At 62.0% G+C, this 19,436-nt stretch carries 18 protein-coding genes; all 18 read left to right on the top strand.

Annotation, left to right across the window (positions count from 1 at the left end; translation table 11 throughout):
• Positions 1–3 precede the first annotated feature (3 nt).
• The gene (gene nuoH / locus ACS3WB_RS06200; protein ID WP_438274684.1) at positions 4–1,074 is read left to right on the top strand and encodes an NADH-quinone oxidoreductase subunit NuoH; all 1,071 of its coding nucleotides are present in this window, start codon (positions 4–6) and stop codon (positions 1,072–1,074) included.
• Positions 1,075–1,081: 7 nt separating this feature from the next.
• Positions 1,082–1,570, top strand: coding sequence for an NADH-quinone oxidoreductase subunit NuoI (gene nuoI / locus ACS3WB_RS06195; protein ID WP_292611435.1), 489 nt, complete (start codon positions 1,082–1,084; stop codon positions 1,568–1,570).
• Positions 1,571–1,770: 200 nt separating this feature from the next.
• On the top strand, positions 1,771–2,409 hold the full coding sequence (locus ACS3WB_RS06190) for an NADH-quinone oxidoreductase subunit J (RefSeq protein WP_438274683.1): 639 nt from the start codon (positions 1,771–1,773) through the stop codon (positions 2,407–2,409).
• Positions 2,406–2,714 carry an NADH-quinone oxidoreductase subunit NuoK gene (gene nuoK, locus ACS3WB_RS06185; protein ID WP_292611439.1) on the top strand — a complete coding sequence of 103 codons (309 nt, stop codon included), beginning with the start codon at positions 2,406–2,408 and terminating at the stop codon, positions 2,712–2,714. Before ACS3WB_RS06190 ends, nuoK begins: the two co-directional genes overlap by 4 nt.
• A gap of 53 nt (positions 2,715–2,767) precedes the next feature.
• Positions 2,768–4,837 carry an NADH-quinone oxidoreductase subunit L gene (gene nuoL / locus ACS3WB_RS06180; RefSeq protein WP_438274682.1) on the top strand — a complete coding sequence of 690 codons (2,070 nt, stop codon included), beginning with the start codon at positions 2,768–2,770 and terminating at the stop codon, positions 4,835–4,837.
• A 1-nt stretch (position 4,838) separates the two neighbouring features.
• On the top strand, positions 4,839–6,347 hold the full coding sequence (locus tag ACS3WB_RS06175) for an NADH-quinone oxidoreductase subunit M (RefSeq protein ID WP_438274681.1): 1,509 nt from the start codon (positions 4,839–4,841) through the stop codon (positions 6,345–6,347).
• Between the two features lie 22 nt (positions 6,348–6,369).
• On the top strand, positions 6,370–7,806 hold the full coding sequence (gene nuoN, locus ACS3WB_RS06170) for an NADH-quinone oxidoreductase subunit NuoN (RefSeq protein WP_438274680.1): 1,437 nt from the start codon (positions 6,370–6,372) through the stop codon (positions 7,804–7,806).
• A 14-nt stretch (positions 7,807–7,820) separates the two neighbouring features.
• Positions 7,821–8,633, top strand: a complete 813-nt coding sequence (locus ACS3WB_RS06165; protein ID WP_438274679.1) for a biotin--[acetyl-CoA-carboxylase] ligase — start codon at positions 7,821–7,823, stop codon at positions 8,631–8,633.
• A complete protein-coding gene (locus tag ACS3WB_RS06160) occupies positions 8,633–10,303 on the top strand; it encodes a ribonuclease J (protein ID WP_438274708.1) in 1,671 nt (556 codons plus the stop codon). The genes ACS3WB_RS06165 and ACS3WB_RS06160 overlap by 1 nt, the downstream gene beginning before the upstream one ends.
• A 112-nt stretch (positions 10,304–10,415) precedes the next feature.
• Positions 10,416–10,820 carry a methylmalonyl-CoA epimerase gene (gene mce / locus ACS3WB_RS06155; RefSeq protein WP_438274678.1) on the top strand — a complete coding sequence of 135 codons (405 nt, stop codon included), beginning with the start codon at positions 10,416–10,418 and terminating at the stop codon, positions 10,818–10,820.
• Positions 10,820–11,095, top strand: coding sequence for a DUF1467 family protein (locus ACS3WB_RS06150; RefSeq protein WP_438274677.1), 276 nt, complete (start codon positions 10,820–10,822; stop codon positions 11,093–11,095). The genes mce and ACS3WB_RS06150 overlap by 1 nt, the downstream gene beginning before the upstream one ends.
• A gap of 73 nt (positions 11,096–11,168) precedes the next feature.
• Positions 11,169–11,540 (top strand): DUF2946 domain-containing protein, encoded by a 372-nt coding sequence (locus ACS3WB_RS06145; RefSeq protein ID WP_438274676.1) that lies wholly within the window; start codon positions 11,169–11,171, stop codon positions 11,538–11,540.
• 91 nt (positions 11,541–11,631) lie between these two features.
• On the top strand, positions 11,632–13,851 hold the full coding sequence (locus tag ACS3WB_RS06140; RefSeq protein WP_438274675.1) for a TonB-dependent receptor domain-containing protein: 2,220 nt from the start codon (positions 11,632–11,634) through the stop codon (positions 13,849–13,851).
• A gap of 95 nt (positions 13,852–13,946) precedes the next feature.
• Positions 13,947–14,471: a copper chaperone PCu(A)C gene (locus ACS3WB_RS06135; protein ID WP_438274674.1), complete on the top strand. Its 525-nt coding sequence runs from the start codon at positions 13,947–13,949 to the stop codon at positions 14,469–14,471.
• Positions 14,471–15,001, top strand: a complete 531-nt coding sequence (locus tag ACS3WB_RS06130; protein ID WP_438274673.1) for a YcnI family protein — start codon at positions 14,471–14,473, stop codon at positions 14,999–15,001. Before ACS3WB_RS06135 ends, ACS3WB_RS06130 begins: the two co-directional genes overlap by 1 nt.
• Positions 15,002–15,009: 8 nt before the next feature.
• Entirely contained in the window at positions 15,010–16,584 is a 1,575-nt protein-coding gene (locus ACS3WB_RS06125) for a copper resistance CopC/CopD family protein (RefSeq protein WP_438274672.1), read from the top strand.
• 175 nt (positions 16,585–16,759) lie between these two features.
• Positions 16,760–18,079 (top strand): proline--tRNA ligase, encoded by a 1,320-nt coding sequence (proS, locus tag ACS3WB_RS06120; RefSeq protein WP_438274671.1) that lies wholly within the window; start codon positions 16,760–16,762, stop codon positions 18,077–18,079.
• 73 nt (positions 18,080–18,152) lie between these two features.
• Positions 18,153–19,433: a lipoprotein-releasing ABC transporter permease subunit gene (locus ACS3WB_RS06115; protein WP_438274670.1), complete on the top strand. Its 1,281-nt coding sequence runs from the start codon at positions 18,153–18,155 to the stop codon at positions 19,431–19,433.
• Positions 19,434–19,436: the final 3 nt, after the last annotated feature.

Genomic DNA, 19,436 nt, shown 5'->3' with positions numbered 1-19,436 from the left:
GTCATGGCCGAATTTTTCGCAATGCCGTTATGGACGGACTTTCTCTGGCCGCTGATCGTGATGGTCGCGCAAAGCGTGCTGCTGCTTGTCGTTCTGCTGATCGCGATCGCCTACATCCTGCTCGCCGATCGCAAGATCTGGGCGGCGGTGCAGATCCGGCGCGGGCCCAACGTCGTCGGGCCGTGGGGTCTGTTTCAGTCGTTCGCCGATCTTCTGAAGTTCGTGCTGAAGGAACCGATCATTCCCTCCGGCGCCAACAAGGGCGTGTTCCTGCTGGCGCCGCTGGTCTCCTGCGTGCTTGCGCTGGCGGCGTGGGCGGTGATCCCAGTCAATTTGAACTGGGTGATCTCCGACATCAATGTCGGGATTCTCTACATCTTCGCGATCTCGTCGCTGTCGATCTACGGCATTATCATGGGCGGCTGGTCGTCGAATTCGAAATATCCATTTCTCGCGGCATTGCGTTCGGCGGCGCAGATGGTCTCGTACGAAGTCTCTATCGGCTTCGTCATCATCACAGTATTGCTCTGCGCCGGCTCGCTGAACCTTACGGCCATCGTCGAGGCCCAGCATGCCCGCGGTCTGGCCAGCATGATCGGATTGCCGTGGCTGACCATCCTGAACTGGTATTGGCTGCCTCTGCTGCCGATGTTCGTGGTATTCTATGTATCGGCTCTGGCCGAGACCAATCGTCCGCCGTTCGATCTTGTTGAGGCCGAATCCGAGCTCGTCGCGGGTTTCATGGTCGAGTATGGCTCGACGCCGTACCTGTTGTTCATGCTCGGCGAATATGTCGCCATCACCACGATGTGCGCGATGGGCGCGATCCTGTTCATGGGCGGCTGGCTGCCGCCGGTCGACCTGCCGCCGTTCACCTGGGTGCCCGGCGTCGTCTGGTTCTCGCTGAAGCTGCTGTTCATGTTCTTCATGTTCGCGATGGCGAAGGCGATTGTGCCGCGCTACCGCTACGACCAACTGATGCGGCTCGGCTGGAAGGTGTTCTTGCCGCTGTCGCTGGCGATGGTGGTCATCGTGGCGGGCGTATTGCAGTTCGCCGGCATCGCGCCGAAGTGAGGTTGCCATGAGTATCAACGCAACAGCCCGTTCGCTTCTGCTGACCGAGTTCGTATCGGCCTTCTTCCTCACCATGCGGTATTTCTTCAAGCCGAAGCCGACCATCAACTATCCCTTCGAGAAGAATCCGATCTCACCGCGCTTCCGCGGCGAGCATGCGTTGCGCCGTTATCCGAACGGCGAGGAGCGCTGCATCGCCTGCAAGTTGTGCGAGGCGATCTGTCCGGCGCAGGCCATCACCATCGAGGCCGGCCCGCGCCGCAACGACGGCACGCGCCGCACCGTGCGCTACGACATCGACATGGTGAAATGCATCTATTGCGGATTGTGCCAGGAGGCCTGTCCGGTCGATGCCATCGTGGAGGGACCGAATTTCGAATTCGCGACCGAGACCCGCGAGGAACTCTACTATGACAAGGCCAAGCTGCTCGCCAACGGCGACCGTTGGGAACGCGAGATCGCGAAAGCGATCGAACTCGACGCGCCGTACCGGTGAGGTGAGGGCATGTTGATGAACGGAGCAGCATCCGGCACGCGCGGCTCTCTCCCCCCTTGCGGAGGAGAGTTGGAGAGGGGGGTAAACCCCACGCTCGGCATCCGCGGCATCCCCCCCTCCCTGACCCTCCCCCGCAAGGGGAGAGGGAACAGCCATGCATGCGCCGAGGTCTTTGCGATCAATAGCTCGGGGGTACGCGGATGATCCTTCCCGCGCTGTTCTTCTATTTGTTCGCCGGCGTGTGCGTCGCATCCGCCGCGATGGTCATCGTCTCGCGCAATCCCGTGCACTCGGTGCTGTTTCTCATTCTGGCATTCGTCAATGCCGCCGGACTGTTCATCCTGTTGGGTGCGGAATTTCTGGCGATGATCCTGATCGTGGTCTATGTCGGCGCGGTCGCGGTATTGTTCCTGTTCGTCATCATGATGCTGGACGTGGATTTCGCCGAATTGCGCGAGGGCTTTCTCGAATATCTGCCGTTCGGCATGGTGATCGCGGCCATCTTCCTGCTTGAACTGCTGCTGGTTGTCGGCGGCTGGACCCTCACTCCGGCGGTCACGAAATCGATCACGGCGGCCATTCCGGGCGAGGTGAGCAATACCGAGGCGCTCGGCCTCGTGCTCTATACGAAGTACATTCATTATTTCCAGCTCGCCGGCATGGTGCTGCTGGTGGCGATGATCGGCGCCATCGTGCTGACGCTGCGGCACAGGGAAAGCGTCAAGCGGCAGGACATCAATGTCCAGAACGCGCGAACTCCCGAGATGGCGATGCGCGTGCGCCAGGTCGCCTCCGGGCAGGGACTGCAGGACGCTGACGCTACGGAGTGGGTGAAATGACGATCGGGCTCGGTCACTATCTGGCGGTCGGCGCGATCCTGTTCACGCTCGGGATTCTCGGCATCTTCCTCAACCGCAAGAACATCATCGTCATCCTGATGTCGGTGGAGCTGATCCTGCTGGCGGTCAACATCAATCTCGTGGCGTTCTCGGTGTTCCTGGGCGACATCGTCGGACAGGTGTTTACGCTGTTGGTGCTCACGGTCGCCGCGGCGGAGGCCGCGATCGGTCTTGCTGTTCTCGTTGTCTATTTCCGCAACCGCGGGTCGATCGCGGTTGAGGACGTCAATCTGATGAAGGGCTGAAGCATGATCCGGAGAAGCGAGGACCGCGTGGTCATGCTCAATGGGGTGGGTGCATGATCGAGGCAATCGTCTTTTTGCCGCTGATCGGTGCGATTCTCGCCGGGCTGATTGCACTGGTGGGCGCGCATGGGCGCAACCCAAGCGGCGATACGGTCGACCATCACGGCGACCACGGTCATGCGCACGTGGCCACGGCGCATGACGATCATGGACATGGCGATGACCATGGCCACGACGACCATCACGTTAGCGAACCACCGGCGGCGGGATCGCGCGCGGCCGAGCTGATCACGACCGGCCTGCTGATCGCGTCCGCAGCCCTGTCATGGATGGCGCTGGTCGACGTCGGCTTCATGCATCATGACGCGCGGATCGCGCTGTTCTCGTGGATCTCCTCCGGCGATCTCCAGGTCGGATGGTCGTTGCGGGTCGATACGTTGACGGCGGTGATGCTTGTGGTCGTCACCACGGTGTCGTCGCTGGTGCACTTCTATTCGATCGGCTACATGGACGAGGATCCGAACCGTCCGCGCTTCTTCGGCTATCTCTCGCTGTTCACCTTCGCGATGCTGATGCTGGTGACGTCGGATAACCTGGTCCAGTTGTTCTTCGGCTGGGAAGGCGTCGGACTTGCCAGCTATCTGCTGATCGGATTCTGGTACCGGAAGCCGTCGGCGAATGCGGCGGCGATCAAGGCGTTCGTGGTCAACCGCGTCGGCGACTTCGGCTTCTCGCTCGGCATCTTCGCGGTGTTCATGCTGGTCGGATCGACGGATTTCGACACCATCTTCGCGGCGGCGCCGGGCCTGACCGGAAAGACCATCCACTTCCTCGCCTGGGACGTCAACGCGCTGACGTTGATCTGCCTTCTGCTGTTCATGGGCGCGATGGGCAAGTCGGCCCAGTTCCTCCTACACACTTGGCTGCCCGACGCCATGGAAGGTCCGACGCCGGTGTCGGCGTTGATCCACGCGGCGACCATGGTGACCGCCGGAGTGTTCATGGTGGCGCGGCTGTCGCCGTTATTTGAACTGTCGCAAGATGCGCAGGCTTTCATGATGTTCATCGGCGCGACCACGGCATTTTTCGGAGCGTCGATCGGTCTCGTTCAGAACGACATCAAGCGGATCATTGCCTATTCGACCTGTTCGCAGCTCGGCTACATGTTCGTGGCAATGGGAGCGGGGGCCTACTCCGTCGGCATGTTCCACCTGTTCACCCACGCCTTCTTCAAGGCGCTGATGTTCCTGGGCTCGGGATCGGTGATCTATGCGATGCATCACGAGCAGGACATCCGCTATATGGGCGGTCTGAAGGATCGCATCCCCTTCACGTATTTCGTGATGTTGATCGGCACACTGGCGCTGACGGGATTTCCGCTGACGGCCGGTTATTTTTCGAAGGATGCGATCATCGAATCCGCTTACGCAGCCCACAATCCATTCGCCTACTACGGGTTCTTGATGACCGTGATTGCGGCCGGCCTGACCTCTTTCTATACGTGGCGGTTGCTCTTCAAGACCTTCCACGGCGAGCCGCACGATCAGGCCCGCTATAAGGCCGCGCACGAAAGTCCGATCTGGATGCTGATCCCGATCGGCATTCTTGCGGCTGCCTCGATTCTCGCTGGCTATCCGTTCAAGGAGTTGTTCACGGGCCATGGGGTCGGAGAGTTCTTCGGGGACTCCGTGAAGATGCGCCCGCACATCATCGAGGCGATGCATCATATCCCGCAGACAGTCGCTTTCCTGCCCACCGCGATGATGATCCTGGGGTTTGCGGTGGCTTGGCTGTTCTATATTCACCGGCCTCTTATTCCGGTCCGGCTCGCCCGCGAACACCAGATGCTCTACCAGTTTCTGCTCAACAAGTGGTACTTCGACGAACTGTATGAGGTGATCTTTGTGCGTCCGGCGAAATGGCTGGGCCGCTTCCTATGGAAGAAGGGCGATGGCTACCTCATCGACGGCTTTGGTCCCGATGGCGTTTCGTCCGGCGTGCTCGATGTCACGCGAAACGTGGTCAGGTTGCAGAGCGGCTATCTCTACCACTATGCGTTCGCAATGCTGATCGGCGTCGCCGGCCTGATCACCTGGTTCATGTTCGGCGCGGGAGGCCAGTGAAATGACGACCTGGCCTGTTCTGTCGGTCACGACGTTTCTGCCGCTGGTTGGCGCGATTCTGATTTACGTGATGGCACGTGGCGGCGACGAAGCCGCCAACCGGACTGCGCGCTGGATCGCGTTGTGGACGACTGTTGTTACGTTTGCGGTGTCGCTGATCCTAGTCACCCGCTTTGATCCCGCCAATACCGACTTCCAGTTTGTCGAGGAGTCGACCTGGTTGGCGGCAAGCATTCGCTATCACATGGGAGTCGATGGCATCTCGCTGCCGTTCGTCATTCTGACGACGGCGCTGATGCCGCTCTGCATCATCGCGAGCTGGAAATCGATCACCAGCCGCGTACCTGCCTACATGATGGCGTTCCTGATTCTGGAAACGCTGATGGTCGGCACGTTCTCGGCGCTCGACCTGCTGCTGTTCTACGTCTTCTTCGAAGGCGGCCTGATCCCGATGTTTCTCATCATCGGGATCTGGGGCGGCCCGCGCCGCGTCTATGCCACCTTCAAGTTCTTCCTCTACACGCTGCTTGGCTCGGTGCTGATGCTGCTGGCCATCATGGCGCTGTACTGGAATGCCGGCACGACCGACATTCCGACGCTGATGCATACGGCTGTCCCATACAATCTGCAGAAGTGGGCGTGGCTTGCCTTCTTTGCCTCGTTCGCGGTCAAGATGCCGATGTGGCCCGTGCACACCTGGCTTCCCGATGCGCATGTCGAAGCCCCGACGGCAGGTTCGGTCATCCTTGCCGCGATCCTGCTGAAGATGGGTGGCTACGGCTTCCTGCGTTTCTCGCTGCCGATGTTCCCGCTCGCGTCGCACGATTTCGCGCCGCTGGTTTTCACGCTCTCAGCCATCGCGATCGTCTACACCTCGCTGGTCGCGCTGATGCAGGAGGACATGAAGAAGCTGATCGCCTATTCGTCGGTCGCCCACATGGGCTTCGTGACCATGGGAATCTTTGCCGGCACCATGCAGGGCATCCACGGCGGCGTGTTCCAGATGGTGTCGCACGGCATCGTGTCGGGCGCGCTGTTTCTTTGCGTCGGCGTCGTCTACGACCGCATGCATACGCGGGAGATCGCGGCTTATGGCGGGCTCGTCAACCGGATGCCGCTTTATGCGCTGGTGTTCCTCGTCTTCACGATGGCCAATGTCGGACTTCCCGGAACATCCGGATTCGTGGGCGAATTCCTGTCGCTGATCGGCACTTTCAAGGTCAGCATCCCCACGGCGGTGGCGGCGACGCTCGGCGTGATCCTGTCGGCGGCCTACGCTTTGTGGTTGTACCGGAAGATCGTGTTCGGGGCGCTGGTCAAGCCGACGCTCGCGACTATTAAGGATCTCACGTTGCGGGAAGGGTTGACGCTGGCGCCGCTGGTAGCACTGACGATCCTGTTCGGCGTTTATCCGAAGCCGGTGCTCGATCTGTCGGCGGCCTCCGTGCAAAATCTCGTCAACAACTATGCAAGCGCGACCGCCGCCATCAAGGCGGCGGCGCTGCCATGATCACGGCAGGTCAGGACACCCTATGATGTTTGAGGCTGCCGGATATCAACTGCTTCCCGTATTGCCGGAAATCGTGCTGGCGGTCGGAGCAATGGCGTTGCTGATGATCGGGGCGTGGTCCGGCCCGCGCGCCGCCGCTCTGATTACGGTTCTGGCTATATGCCTGCTCGGCGCTGCCGGCGTGATCGAGTACCTGCTGCCGAAGGGCAGACTGGTCACGTTCGGCGGCAGCTTTGTCGTCGATGAATTCGCGCGGTTTCTCAAGATCGCAGCGCTAGCCGGTTCGGCTGCGACGCTGGTGCTATCCCGCGAGTTCATCGAAGACGACTCCCGGCGGATGTTCGAGTTCGCGATTCTGGTGATGCTTTCGACGGTCGGCATGATGGTGCTGATTTCGGCGGCTGACTTGATCATGCTGTATCTCGGGCTCGAATTGATGAGCCTCGCGCTTTACGTGGTGGCGGCGAGCAACCGCGACAACGTCAAGTCTACCGAAGCGGGTCTGAAGTATTTCGTCCTTGGCGCACTGGCGTCAGGGATGCTGCTGTACGGCGCGTCGCTGATCTATGGTTTCACGGGCACCGTCAGCTTTGCGGGTATCGCAGCGGCTGCGAAGACCGGCAGCATCGGCATTATCTTCGGCCTCGTGTTCCTGCTGGCGGGCTTGTGCTTCAAGGTGTCGGTGGTGCCGTTCCACATGTGGACGCCCGACGTTTATGAAGGCGCGCCGACGCCGGTCACGGCGTTCTTCGCCTCGGCGCCGAAGATCGCGGCGATGGCGGTGTTCACCCGCGTGGTGCTCACCGCGTTTTCCGGCATCGCCTCGGAGTGGCAGCAGATCGTGGTTTTCGTTGCAATCGCATCCATGGCGCTTGGTTCGTTCGGCGCGATCGGGCAACGCAACATCAAGCGAATGATGGCTTATTCGTCGATCGGCCATATGGGTTTCGCGCTGGTCGGTCTTGCCGCCGGCACCGTCGAGGGCGCGCAGGGCGTCCTGCTGTATCTGGTCATCTACGCCGTGATGACGTTCGGGGCATTCACCGTCATTCTCGCCATGAGCCGTGACGGCCAGCCCCTGGAGCAGATCAGCGATTTCGCGGGGCTGTCGCGCACCAATCCTCTGATGGCGTTCTTCTTCGCGATGCTGTTGTTTTCGCTGGCCGGCATTCCGCCGCTGGCGGGTTTCTTCGCCAAGTTCTATGTCTTCACCGCCGCGATCAAGGCGGGACTGTTTACGCTTTCGGTGATCGGCGTCATCACCAGCGTGGTCGGCGCGTTTTACTACCTCAACGTCATCAAGGTGATGTATTTCGACGAACGTGCCGAAGCAACAGATGCCGTACATATCGAATTGCGGTCGGTCGTGGCAGCGACGGCGATCTTCAACATGCTGTTTTTCGCCTATCCGGCGCCGTTGGTCAGTGCCGCCACGGCAGCCGCGAAGTCATTATTCTGAATGGCATCGCTTAAATGACATTTTCGCTAGGTTCACGAGCCGCATCATTAGGCTACCGGCTCGCGGCCTTCGACAGTATCGGTTCAACCAATGCCGAAGCGCTGATGCGTGCGCGGACCGGAGAGACCGGTCCGATCTGGCTGGTGGCGAAGGCGCAGACGGCAGGGCGCGGCCGCAGACAGCGCGCCTGGCTCGCACCACCGGGCAATCTGGCCGCCAGCATTCTCGAAGTCATCGACGTGTCGCCCGGCGTGGCGGCGACCCTGAGCTTTGCCGCGGGACTCGCACTCGAATCTGCGCTGAAAACCGTCAGCCTTGAGGCGCGCGTGAGATCTCCGGGGTCTGATAACGTGACGTTTCAGTTGAAGTGGCCGAACGATGTGCTGGCAGGCGGCAAGAAACTTGCGGGAATTCTGCTGGAGGCCGAGACCGTCGCACAAGACCGTCTGGCCGTTGTCGTCGGCATCGGCGTCAATGTCGCCGCCGCACCCGAAGGAATGCCGAATCCTGCGGTCTCGCTGCGCGACCTCGGCATCGACATCGGCGCCGAGGATGTGTTTCGCGCGCTGAGCGAGGCCTGGGTGGAGTTTCGCGGCGTCTGGGACGAAGGACGTGGCTTTCGCAGCCTCAGGCGTCTATGGCTCGATCGGGCGGCCGGGGTCGGCCAGACTGTTTCGGTTCAGTCCGGCGCGTCCACGATATCCGGTCGCTTCGATAGCCTCGACGACGACGGCTGCTTGATCGTTGCGACCTCTGATGGCAGGCGCGTGGCTGTCTCCGCCGGCGATGTGTATTTCGGCGCGGCGGCATCGATCGGAGCAACATGATAGCGCGGCCCGATGAACTCATGTTCGCTCCGCTCGGCGGCGTGGGCGAGATCGGCATGAACCTGTCGATCTACGGGCTTGGCAACCGCCATCAGCGAAGTTGGCTCGCGGTCGATCTCGGTGTGTCTTTCGGCGACGAGGAGCATTTGCCGGGCATCGATCTCATCATGCCGGACATTCGCTTTCTCGAAAAAGAGCGGAAAAACCTCGTGGGACTCGTACTGACTCATGCCCATGAGGATCACTTCGGCGCGATCATCGATTTGTGGCCGCGTCTGAAATGTCCGATCTACGCCACGAAATTCAGTGCGGCGCTGTTTGAGGCCAAATGCGCGGCGGAACGCAATCCGCCGGAGATTCCGGTGACAGTGGTGCCGTCCGGCAGCCGCGTCGATATCGGCCCCTTTGGCGTCGAATTCATTCCCGTGGCGCATTCGATTCCGGAATCCCATGCGCTTGCGATTCATACGGCTGCGGGAATCGTCCTGCATACCGGAGACTGGAAGATCGATCCGACCCCGCTCGTTGGTCTGCCGACCGACGAGCGGCGGCTTCGCGAACTCGGCGACGAAGGCGTGCTGGCGCTGGTCGGCGATTCCACCAATGCGGTCCGCGACGGGCGCTCGCCCTCCGAAACCGAAGTCGCCAGCACGATCGCAAAATTGGTGAAGGCCGCCAGAGGCCGCGTCGCGGTGACGACGTTCGCATCCAATGTCGGGCGGCTGCGTGCCGTAGCCGACGCCGCGCGCCGAGCGGAACGGGAGGTCGTTGTGGTCGGCCGCGCCATGGAACGCGTGGTGCAGGTCGCGCGCGAGACGGGACATCTGGACGGGATGCAGGAATTCCGCAGCGTCGATGTGTATGGCCATCTTCCGCCGGACAAGGTGCTGGCGGTGTGCACGGGCAGCCAAGGCGAATCTCGTGCGGCTCTCGCGCGTATCGCCAGGGACGATCATCCGCAGGTGACGTTGAACCGCGGCGATACCGTGATCTTCTCCTCGCGCACCATTCCCGGCAACGAGAAAGCTGTCGGCGCGATCATCAATGGTCTCGTGACTCAGGGTATCGAGGTCATTACCGACCGCACCGAACTGGTTCATGTCTCCGGCCATCCGCGCCGCGACGAACTGAGGGATCTGATCGCGTGGGTTCGTCCGCAGGTGCTGATCCCCGTACACGGCGAGGCCTTGCATCTTTTCGAGCATGCGCGGTTGGCGCGCGCCGCGGGCGTCCCGAAAGTCCTGACCTGCAAGAACGGCGATCTGGTCCGGCTTGGACCGGGAGAACCCGGTATCATCGAAGAATTGCCCTCGGGACGGTTCTACAAGGATGGCTCCATTCTCGAGGATTCGAAATCGCGTGCGGTCGTCGAGCGTCGGCGCATGGCATTTGCCGGCTGCGTGTTCGTGGCGCTCGTTGTTACCGACAAGGGCGAACTGATTGACGATCCCGAGATCGATCTCGTCGGCATTCCGGAAAAAAATCCCGCGGGCGAACTGCTCGACGATATTGTTTTCGAAACCGTGATCTCGACGATGAAGTCGTTGCCGCGAACGCAGCGGCGCGATCCGGATTCGATGGCCGAGTCATTGCGCCGCGCCGTGCGGGCAACGATTGCGGAAGAGTGGGGAAAGAAGCCGCTTTGCTACGTTCACGTTCTGGTGAGTTAGTCTCGTGAGTTTGATAGGCCCCTTGACGGCGAGCATCGGACGTCGGACGTGGATGTCCATCCTGCCTGCGCAGGCGTCGCCAGTTGAAATCCAATCATCGAAGTAGGACGAGATGCTGGGCCGGCTCAATCATGTAGCGATCGCGGTCAGGGATGCTGAAAAGGCGGCCAAGATCTATGGCGCGGCCTTCGGCGCGGAGATTTCCGCCGCGGTGCCGCTGCCGGAACATGGAGTGATCACCGTGTTTGCGGCGCTGCCAAACACCAAGATCGAATTCATCCAGCCGCTCGGCGATGCTTCTCCGATCGCGAAATTTGTTGAACGCAACGCCGATGGCGGTATTCACCATATATGCTATGAGGTACCGGATATCGTCGCGACTCGTGATCTTCTGATATCGGAAGGCGCACGTGTTCTCGGCGACGGTGAGCCGAAGATCGGTGCGCACGGCAAGCCGGTGCTTTTCTTTCATCCGAAAGATTTTTCCGGCGCGCTTGTCGAGATCGAGCAGTCCTGATGGCCTCCGCAATCTTTTCCGGCTTTGCTATCTACTTCGTGTTCTGGTGGATCACGCTGTTTCTGATGCTGCCGTTCGGTATCCGAAGCCAGCATGAAGACGGCGACCACGCTCCGGGTACCGATCCGGGAGCCCCGGTGATGGCGTTGATGCGCCGCAAGGTGATCTGGACCACGATCGTTTCGATGATCCTCTATGGGACGGCGACGTGGGCGTATTACTCGGGTTTGCTCAATGTTACGCGGCTCTCCCGGCTGATGGGCTTTCCGGGTTAGGCTGGCGTCCCGGAATCCGGCTCGACACCCCGGCCGGGCCATGGTAGCTCTCGGCCCGAAAGGCTGGGGGTCCATGCGACGGCGGCTGGGAAAATTTCTTCCGATCGTCATGATTGCAATGCTGGTGCAGGTTTTTGCACCGGTTGCGGCCTGTCTTGCATTCAGCACCGCGGCGTCCGATCCGCTGGCGGGGGCGATCTGTTCGCATGCTGCCGATGCGACCGCGTCGCAAGACGGTCAGACTGACCCGCAGCAGGGGCAAGCCAACTGCTGCACGTTATGCGGCGCGGTTCATTCCGCAACTCCGACCCCTGACCCTCAAAGCTCAGTCGTCACGGTTGAGCGCGAGGTCAACGCGGTCATCTGGCGTGAGCTGAGCTTCGTGCTGCCGTCCTCCGCGGCAGACTCCAACGCCCAGGCCCGAGGCCCTCCCGGAATTTCCTGATTTAGTAAATTTTGAATGATTGCTGCGATGACATTGCAGTGATCCGATCTGTTCGAACGCTCCGGCGATTGTCCGGCATCAGGAATATGTCATGTTCAACCACCTCGCCGCCGGCGGAGGTAGCGCGCTTTGCGGCGCGCTCGCGACGATAGTCGCGATTTCATCACCTTCACCGGCTCTCGCGCAGTCCAGTTCCGGTGCCATGTTGCCCGCCGTGACGGTTACGGCGCCCCAAGCCAACCGCCCCGCGCCGAAGCGCGCGATGCGCAGTGCGGCCCGGTCAAATCAGACGCCCCGCCGTGTGGCTGCGCGCAATGCTCCAGTGCCGTCGCAAGTCCCCGTTCCGGCAACCGTCCCCGCATCCTTGACGGTAGCCACCGCGCAGCAGGCGCTGCGGGAAATCCAGCAGACGCCCGGAGGCGTCGCGCTGGTGACGGCCGACGCCTACAAGAACTCGACGGTCGCCAACACCATCAAGGACGTGCTGGACTATGTGCCCGGCGTCTTCGCCCAGCCAAAATGGGGCGACGACACCCGGCTGTCGATCCGCGGTTCTAGTTTGTCGCGCAACTTCCACTTGCGCGGCGTGCAGCTCTATATGGACGGAATCCCGATCAACACCGCCGACGGCTACGGTGATTTTCAGGAAATCGACCCGACCGCGTATAAATACGTCGAGGTGTTCAAGGGCGGCAATGCGCTGCGCTTCGGCGCCAATTCGCTCGGCGGCGCCATCAATTTCGTGACGCCTTCCGGCCGCGATCCGTTCGTCAACGGCGTCAGCGTCGATGCCGGTGCGTTCGGCTTCCGGCGGCTGCAGGCGAATGCGGGCGGCAGCAACGGCCCGTGGGACGGATTCATTACGGCATCGACCCAGGCGAGCGACGGCTTCCGCGACCACAGCAACGGTCATTCGACGCGTGTGAGCGGCAACGTCGGCTATCAATTCTCGCCGGATTTCGAAACGCGGTTTTACATCAATGCCAATGACGTGCGGCAACGCATTCCCGGCACCGTCAGCAAGGATTCGGCGCTGACGTCGCCCCAGACAGCCGCCGCCGGCAACATTGCGCTCGACCAGCAGCGTAACATCGACACCGTGCGTTTAGGCAACAAGACCACGGTGCGGTTCGACGATACGACCGTCGAGTTCGGTGCGTTCGGGGTCGACCGGCATCTGATGCATCCTATCTTCCAATGGCTGGATTATCACTACCTGGACTATGGCGGGTTCGCGCGGGTGACCGACGACCGAAATATCAGCGGATTCCGTAACCGCCTGGTAGCGGGCGTCAATCTGCTCGACGGCAGCATCGACAACCGGCAGTTCGCCAACCTCGCAGGCCAGAAAGGCGCGCTGCTGTCGTCGTCGATCGATCGCTCGCAGAATACCTCGGTCTATGTCGAGGATTCGTTCTATTTCCTGCCAAACGTCGCCGCTGTCGCGGGCACGCAGTTCCTCTACGCCACGCGCGACCGTCGGGATCGCTTCCTGAGCGATGGCGATCAATCGGGCCGAACCGAGTTCAACCTTTGGAGCCCGAAGGGCGGGTTGCTATGGCAGATCGATCCGACCTGGCAGGCCTTTGCCAATGTCTCGCGCAGCGCCGAGGTGCCGAGCTTCGGCGAGAGTGCGAATGGCCCCGGCATTCCCACGATTCCGTTCACCAGCATTCGCGCGCAAACCGCGACGACCTATGAGATCGGCACCCGCGGCCACAGGCCGGATGCCACATGGGAATTGACGTACTACCGGGCGCAGATCCGGAACGAGCTGCTCTGTCTCTACAGCGCGTTCGGCAACTGCAACGTCACCAACGCCGACCGCACGATGCATCAGGGCATCGAGGCTGGCGCGGGTGCCGCGATCTTCCGTAATCTGTTCGTGCGCGGCGACAAATCCGACAAACTCTGGCTCAACGTCGCCTACACCTTCAATGATTTTCGTTTCGACAACGATGCATTGTTCGGCAACAACCTGCTGCCGGGCGCGCCGCGCCACTTCGTCCGCGCCGAGCTGCTCTACAAGCATCCCAACGGATTCTACGTCGGTCCGAACCTCGAATGGGTGCCGCAGGGCTACTATGCCGACAGCGCCAATACGCTGAGCACTGATGCCTACGCGATCTACGGGCTGAAGGCGGGCTTCGACGATGGTGGCAGGTATTCCGGCTATATCGAGGCTCGCAACCTCGCCAACAAAGCGTATATCGCGTCGGCTGCGATCATCGACCGGGCCAACGCCAATTCACCATTGTTTGAACCCGGCACCGGGCGAGCGGTCTATGCTGGATTCAAAGTCCGATGGTGAGAATGTCAGTCACTGCGCACGCTCGCTGTCATGATCCCGTCCGGTGTTTGGGACGGATTATTTCTACGGCGACAGAACCAAAAATGGAGAGTGTCATGAGATCATCGTTGATGCTTCGCGGCATGCTAGGTGCGTTCGCGATTGCCGCGCTTGCTGCGCCGGTCCACGCCGAGTCCGTCAAGGCCGGCGACCTCGTCATCTCGCAGCCCTGGACCCGTGCCACGGCCGGCGGCGCCAAGGTTGGCGGCGGCTATCTCACCATCGAGAACAAGGGCACGACTGCCGACAAGCTTGTCGGCGGCTCGACGGAGGCGGCCGCCAAGCTCGAGGTTCATCAGATGAGCACGAGTAATGGCGTGATGAAAATGCATCAGGTTGAAGGCGGCCTCACCATCGAGCCGGGCAAGACCGTCAAGCTTGCGCCCGGCGGCTATCACCTGATGCTGGTCGATCTCAAGCATCCGTTCAAACAAGGCGAGAAGGTGCCGGTGACGCTTGAATTCGAAAAAGCGGGCAAGGTCGACGTCACGCTCGATGTGCAAGGCATCGGCGCGCGGGCGCCGAGCACAGCGGCCAGCGGAGCGATGATGGATCATCAGCATGACGGTCATATGAAGTGATGCGCCCGGCAAGATTGTGGATCGGTTCGGTCGTTGCGGCGGCTGCCGCACTGGCCTCGTGCAACGCGGCGCTGGCGCACGTCACGGTGCAGCCTGCGGACGCGCCTGCGGACAGTTATGCGCATCTCGTCTTCACCGTGCCGCACGGCTGCAATGGCAGTGCGACCACGGCGCTGCGGATCAAATTTCCGGACGGAATCCTGTCGGCGAAACCGCAGATGAAGCCGGGCTGGAAAGTCGAAATCAAAAGCAGAAAGCTCGATGCGCCGGTGCAGGGGCCGCACGGCAAATCCATCACCGATGTTGTCGACGAGGTGGCGTGGCACGGCGGCCCGTTGCCGGATAACCTCTACGACACGTTTGGCTTGATCGTGCGGCTTCCGGACAAGGCTGGACAGAGTCTTTATTTTCCTGCCGTGCAGGAGTGCGAGCAGGGCGTCGAGCGCTGGATTGAAATCCCTTCCGCCGGGCAGGACTCTGACAAACTGCGTACGCCTGCGCCGGTGGTTCGCCTGAAGGCCAGCCACTGAGCGCGTCCGTGAGACGTTTGGCGGCGGTATTGTGCTTGCTGCTGGCGGCATTGATGCTGCCTTCGGCGGCCTTCGCCCACGCCAGCCTGATCGCCAGCAGTCCCGCGGACGGTGTGCTGCTGGCGCGCGCGCCCGCGACGCTGACGCTGACCTTCAACGAGCCGGTCGAACCGCTGACGATCCGGATCGTCGATCAGGGCGGCGCGAGCGAGAGCGTCACTGAGATTCGTCGCGACGGCGCGCAGCTCGTCCTCACGCCGCCGGTTCTAGGTGATGGCGCGCATGTCATCAGTTGGCGGGTGGCTTCGGCGGACGGTCATCCGGTGGGCGGTTCCGTAACGTTCTGGGTTGGCCGGCGCGACGTGGATGCGCCGCGGGCGGTGCGCTCGAATGATTCGCTGCTGCGCGGTGCGATCTGGCTGGCGCGGCTGGCGATCTACGTCGGTCTGTTCGTCGGCGCCGGCGGCGCGTTCTTCGTGGCCTGGATGCGCGCGCCGTTCGCGCCGGCAATGCGCGTGATCGGAAGCAGCGTCGAGTTGATCGCGCTGGCCGCACTGGCGTTCTCGGTCGGATTACAGGGGCTGGACGCCCTTGGCCTGTCGCTCTCGTCGTTGCCTGACGCGGAGGTCTGGGCCGTCGGCGCTCGCGGCTCGTTCGGGTTGTCGGCTGCGATCGCGTCCGCGGCCTTGCTTCTGGCCCTGCTATCGCATCGTGTCGGCGGGATTGGCGGAAAGGCGATGTCTCTCGGCGCTCTGGCCGGCGTCGGACTGGCACTGGCGGCAACCGGTCATGCTGCCACCGCCTCGCCGCGATGGCTCACCGCGCCCGCGGTGTTCGTTCACGGCGCTGCCCTGGCGTTCTGGGTTGGGTCCTTGGTCCCGCTCGCATTGGCGATGCGCGAACCCCGCCAGACCGCCGTCGACGTCCTGACGCGGTTTTCACGCGTCATCCCGTTCGCCGTCGCCGCGCTGCTGGCGAGCGGCCTGTTGCTCGCCGTCGTGCAGCTTGAGCGGGTGGATGCGCTGTGGACCACGAATTATGGTCGCGTCCTCGCGGTCAAGCTGGTCCTCGTGGCGTTGCTGCTGGCGATCGCGCTCTGGAATCGCCTGTATCTGACGCCGCGGATCGGGCAGGGCAGTCCTGACTCTCGCGGCCACATGCGACGGACGATCGTCGCCGAACTGGTGCTGGTGGCCGCTATCCTCGGCGTTGTCGGACTCTGGCGCTTCACTCCGCCGCCTCGCGCGCTGATGGTCGCGACCGAGCCGTTCTTCACGCACATCCATACCGGGCGAATGATGGCGGATGTGACGGTGTCGCCGGGCCGCGCCGGGCCTGTCAGCATTGCCATCCAGTTGCGAACGCCGGACGAAGAATTGCTATCCGCCAAGGGTGTGTCCGTCTCGCTGTCCAGCCCCGACAACGGCATCGAGCCCTCGATCACGGAAGCGCGATCGCTGGGCGATGGACAGTGGCAGGCGTCGATGGCCGTCCCCATTGCCGGGCGCTGGACCCTTGCGCTCGACGTACTGATCTCGGATTTCGATCAGGTCCATGCCGAGACCGAGATTCAGATCAAATAAAACGGAGTCTTTGGCAACTCCGGGAGCGTCCCGCGATCCGGGCACATAATTTGTCCGGGCCGAGCGGAATTCCGCCGCTTTCGCGCGGCTTGTCCTCCTGCGGCCCTTGTATTTTGTCAGCCGATCCGGTTTCACTGCGAGCGTTCCCATCCCGAAGCGATTCCCAGGCCTGCCCATGCGTTTGTCGCGGTTCTTTTTGCCGATCCTGAAGGAAACTCCAAAGGAAGCCGAGATCGTCTCGCACCGGCTGATGCTGCGGGCGGGCATGATACGCCAGGAGGCGGCCGGCATTTATGCCTGGCTGCCGTTGGGTCTTCGCGTGCTCAAGAAGATCGAGGCGATCGTGCGCGAGGAGCAGAATCGCGCCGGTGCCATCGAGGTGCTGATGCCGACGCTGCAACTCGCCGACCTCTGGCGCGAGAGCGGGCGCTACGACGCCTATGGGCCGGAGATGCTGCGGATTCAGGATCGGCACAAACGCGAGTTGCTGTATGGGCCGACCAACGAAGAGATGATCACGGAGATTTTCCGCAGCTACGTGCGGTCCTATAAGAACCTGCCGCTCAATCTCTATCATATCCAGTGGAAATTCCGCGACGAGCAGCGCCCCCGCTTCGGCGTCATGCGCGGCCGCGAATTTCTCATGAAGGATGCCTATTCGTTTGATCTCGACGAGGCAGGCGCGCGGCGCTCCTACAACAGGATGTTCGTCGCGTACTTGCGCACGTTCGCCCGGATGGGGCTGAAGGCGATCCCGATGCGCGCGGAGACCGGCCCGATCGGCGGTGATCTCAGTCATGAATTCATAGTTCTCGCCGAGACCGGGGAGTCCGGCGTCTATATCGACAAGGACGGTCTCGATCTTCCGGTGCCCGGCACCGAAGTGGACTACGACGGCGACCTCACGCCAATCGTCAAGCAGTGGACCACGGCCTATGCCGCCACCGAGGACGTGCATGACGCAGCGCTCTACGAGCGCGAGGTTCCGGAGGCGAAGCGCATCCACACCCGCGGCATCGAGGTCGGGCAGATCTTCTATTTCGGCACCAAGTATTCCGACTCGATGAAGGCGCTGGTGGCGGGCCCCGACGGTGTCGAGCAGCCGATCCATGGCGGCTCCTACGGCGTGGGAGTCTCCCGCCTGGTCGGCGCGATCATCGAGGCCTGTCACGACGAGGCCGGCATCAAGTGGCCGGACGCGGTGGCGCCGTTCACGGTTGCGATTCTCAATCTGAAACAGGGCGCCAGCGATACGGACGCCGCGTGCGAGCGGCTGTACCGCGAGCTTACGGCCAAAGGGGTCGACGTGCTTTACGACGACACCGACCAGCGGGCAGGCGCGAAGTTCGCGACCGCCGACCTGATCGGTGTCCCCTGGCAGTTGATGGTGGGACCCAAGGGGCTCGCCGAGGGCAAGGTCGAGATCAAGCGGCGCGCGGACGGCACGCGGGAGAATGTCGCGCTGGAGGATGCCGTTACGCGGTTGATAGCGTAGCGATTATCCACCGCGCGCGGCGTTCAATGCCATTCCGGCCACAATTGGCCGCGAATCATGGGATTATCGAATAATGGATGAGACCATGACCCAGCCGCTCCGGACCAAGCCGTTTGCCGCTTTCGAGTGGATGCTGTCCGGACGCTATCTGCGGGCGCGGCGGAAGGAAGGCTTCATCTCGGTCATTGCCGGCTTCTCTTTCCTTGGCATCATGCTCGGCGTCGCCACGCTGATCATCGTGATGGCGGTTATGAACGGCTTCCGTACGGAACTGCTCAGCAAGATCCTCGGCCTCAACGGGCATTTGCTGGTCCAGCCGCTGGAGTCGCCGCTCACCGACTGGAAGGACGTCGCCGACCGCATCAGTCAGGCGCCCGGAATTCGGCTCGCCGCACCCGTCGTCGACGGTCAGGCGCTCGCGTCTTCGCCGTTCAATGCCGCTGGCGTTTTCGTCCGGGGCATCAGGGCGAGCGATCTCAGCAACCTCACCTCCATCGCCAAGAACATCAAGCAAGGCACGCTCGAGGGCTTTGATGAAGGGCAGGGCGTGGCCATCGGCCGGCGTCTTGCCGATCAGCTCTCGCTACACGCGGGCGACAGCGTCACGCTGGTTGCACCGCGCGGGGCGGTGACTCCGATGGGCACGACGCCGCGCATCAAGCCGTACAAGATCGCGGCGGTGTTCGAGATCGGGATGTCCGAATACGATTCCACCTTCGTGTTCATGCCGCTTGCCGAGGCGCAGGCCTATTTCAATCGCGCCAACGACGTCACCGCGATCGAGGTCTATACGGACAATCCGGACAAGATCGACGAATACCGCAAGGCGGTGACGGAAGCCGCGGGCCGGCCGGTGTTCCTGGTCGACTGGCGGCAGCGCAACTCGACGTTTTTCAACGCGCTCCAGGTCGAGCGCAACGTGATGTTTCTGATCCTGACTCTGATCGTCCTCGTCGCGGCGCTGAATATCGTTTCGGGCCTGATCATGCTGGTCAAGGACAAGGGCAGCGATATTGCCATCCTGCGCACCATGGGCGCGTCGCAGGGATCGATCATGCGCATTTTCCTGATCACCGGGGCGGCGATCGGCGTCGTCGGCACGCTCACCGGCTTTGTCGTCGGGCTTGTGATCTGTCTCAACATCGAATCGATCCGGGAATTCCTGTCATGGCTCACGAGCACAGAGCTGTTCTCGCCGGAGCTTTATTTCCTGTCCAAGTTGCCGGCTGAAATCGATTTTCGCGAGACCAGCGCGGTGGTGATCATGGCATTGACGCTGTCGTTTCTCGCGACCCTTTACCCGTCGTGGCGTGCCGCGCGCCTCGATCCCGTCGAAGCGCTGCGGTACGAGTGAGCG

The organism is Nitrobacter sp., from assembly GCF_051535215.1.
Lineage (GTDB): Bacteria > Pseudomonadota > Alphaproteobacteria > Rhizobiales > Xanthobacteraceae > Nitrobacter.
The sequence above is the reverse complement of the archived record's forward strand: the minus strand, read 5'-3'. Positions and strand labels throughout refer to the sequence as shown.

Coding starts and splice junctions, on each gene's coding strand:
- ACS3WB_RS06135 (WP_438274674.1), top strand. CDS start 13,947: ATGAGATCATCGTTGATGCTTCGCGGCATGCTAGGTGCGTTCGCGATT.
- ACS3WB_RS06115 (WP_438274670.1), top strand. CDS start 18,153: ATGGATGAGACCATGACCCAGCCGCTCCGGACCAAGCCGTTTGCCGCT.
- ACS3WB_RS06175 (WP_438274681.1), top strand. CDS start 4,839: ATGACGACCTGGCCTGTTCTGTCGGTCACGACGTTTCTGCCGCTGGTT.
- ACS3WB_RS06140 (WP_438274675.1), top strand. CDS start 11,632: ATGTTCAACCACCTCGCCGCCGGCGGAGGTAGCGCGCTTTGCGGCGCG.
- ACS3WB_RS06190 (WP_438274683.1), top strand. CDS start 1,771: ATGATCCTTCCCGCGCTGTTCTTCTATTTGTTCGCCGGCGTGTGCGTC.
- nuoI (WP_292611435.1), top strand. CDS start 1,082: ATGAGTATCAACGCAACAGCCCGTTCGCTTCTGCTGACCGAGTTCGTA.
- nuoH (WP_438274684.1), top strand. CDS start 4: ATGGCCGAATTTTTCGCAATGCCGTTATGGACGGACTTTCTCTGGCCG.
- ACS3WB_RS06130 (WP_438274673.1), top strand. CDS start 14,471: ATGCGCCCGGCAAGATTGTGGATCGGTTCGGTCGTTGCGGCGGCTGCC.
- ACS3WB_RS06165 (WP_438274679.1), top strand. CDS start 7,821: ATGACATTTTCGCTAGGTTCACGAGCCGCATCATTAGGCTACCGGCTC.
- nuoN (WP_438274680.1), top strand. CDS start 6,370: ATGATGTTTGAGGCTGCCGGATATCAACTGCTTCCCGTATTGCCGGAA.
- mce (WP_438274678.1), top strand. CDS start 10,416: ATGCTGGGCCGGCTCAATCATGTAGCGATCGCGGTCAGGGATGCTGAA.
- ACS3WB_RS06150 (WP_438274677.1), top strand. CDS start 10,820: ATGGCCTCCGCAATCTTTTCCGGCTTTGCTATCTACTTCGTGTTCTGG.
- nuoL (WP_438274682.1), top strand. CDS start 2,768: ATGATCGAGGCAATCGTCTTTTTGCCGCTGATCGGTGCGATTCTCGCC.
- ACS3WB_RS06145 (WP_438274676.1), top strand. CDS start 11,169: ATGCGACGGCGGCTGGGAAAATTTCTTCCGATCGTCATGATTGCAATG.
- nuoK (WP_292611439.1), top strand. CDS start 2,406: ATGACGATCGGGCTCGGTCACTATCTGGCGGTCGGCGCGATCCTGTTC.
- proS (WP_438274671.1), top strand. CDS start 16,760: ATGCGTTTGTCGCGGTTCTTTTTGCCGATCCTGAAGGAAACTCCAAAG.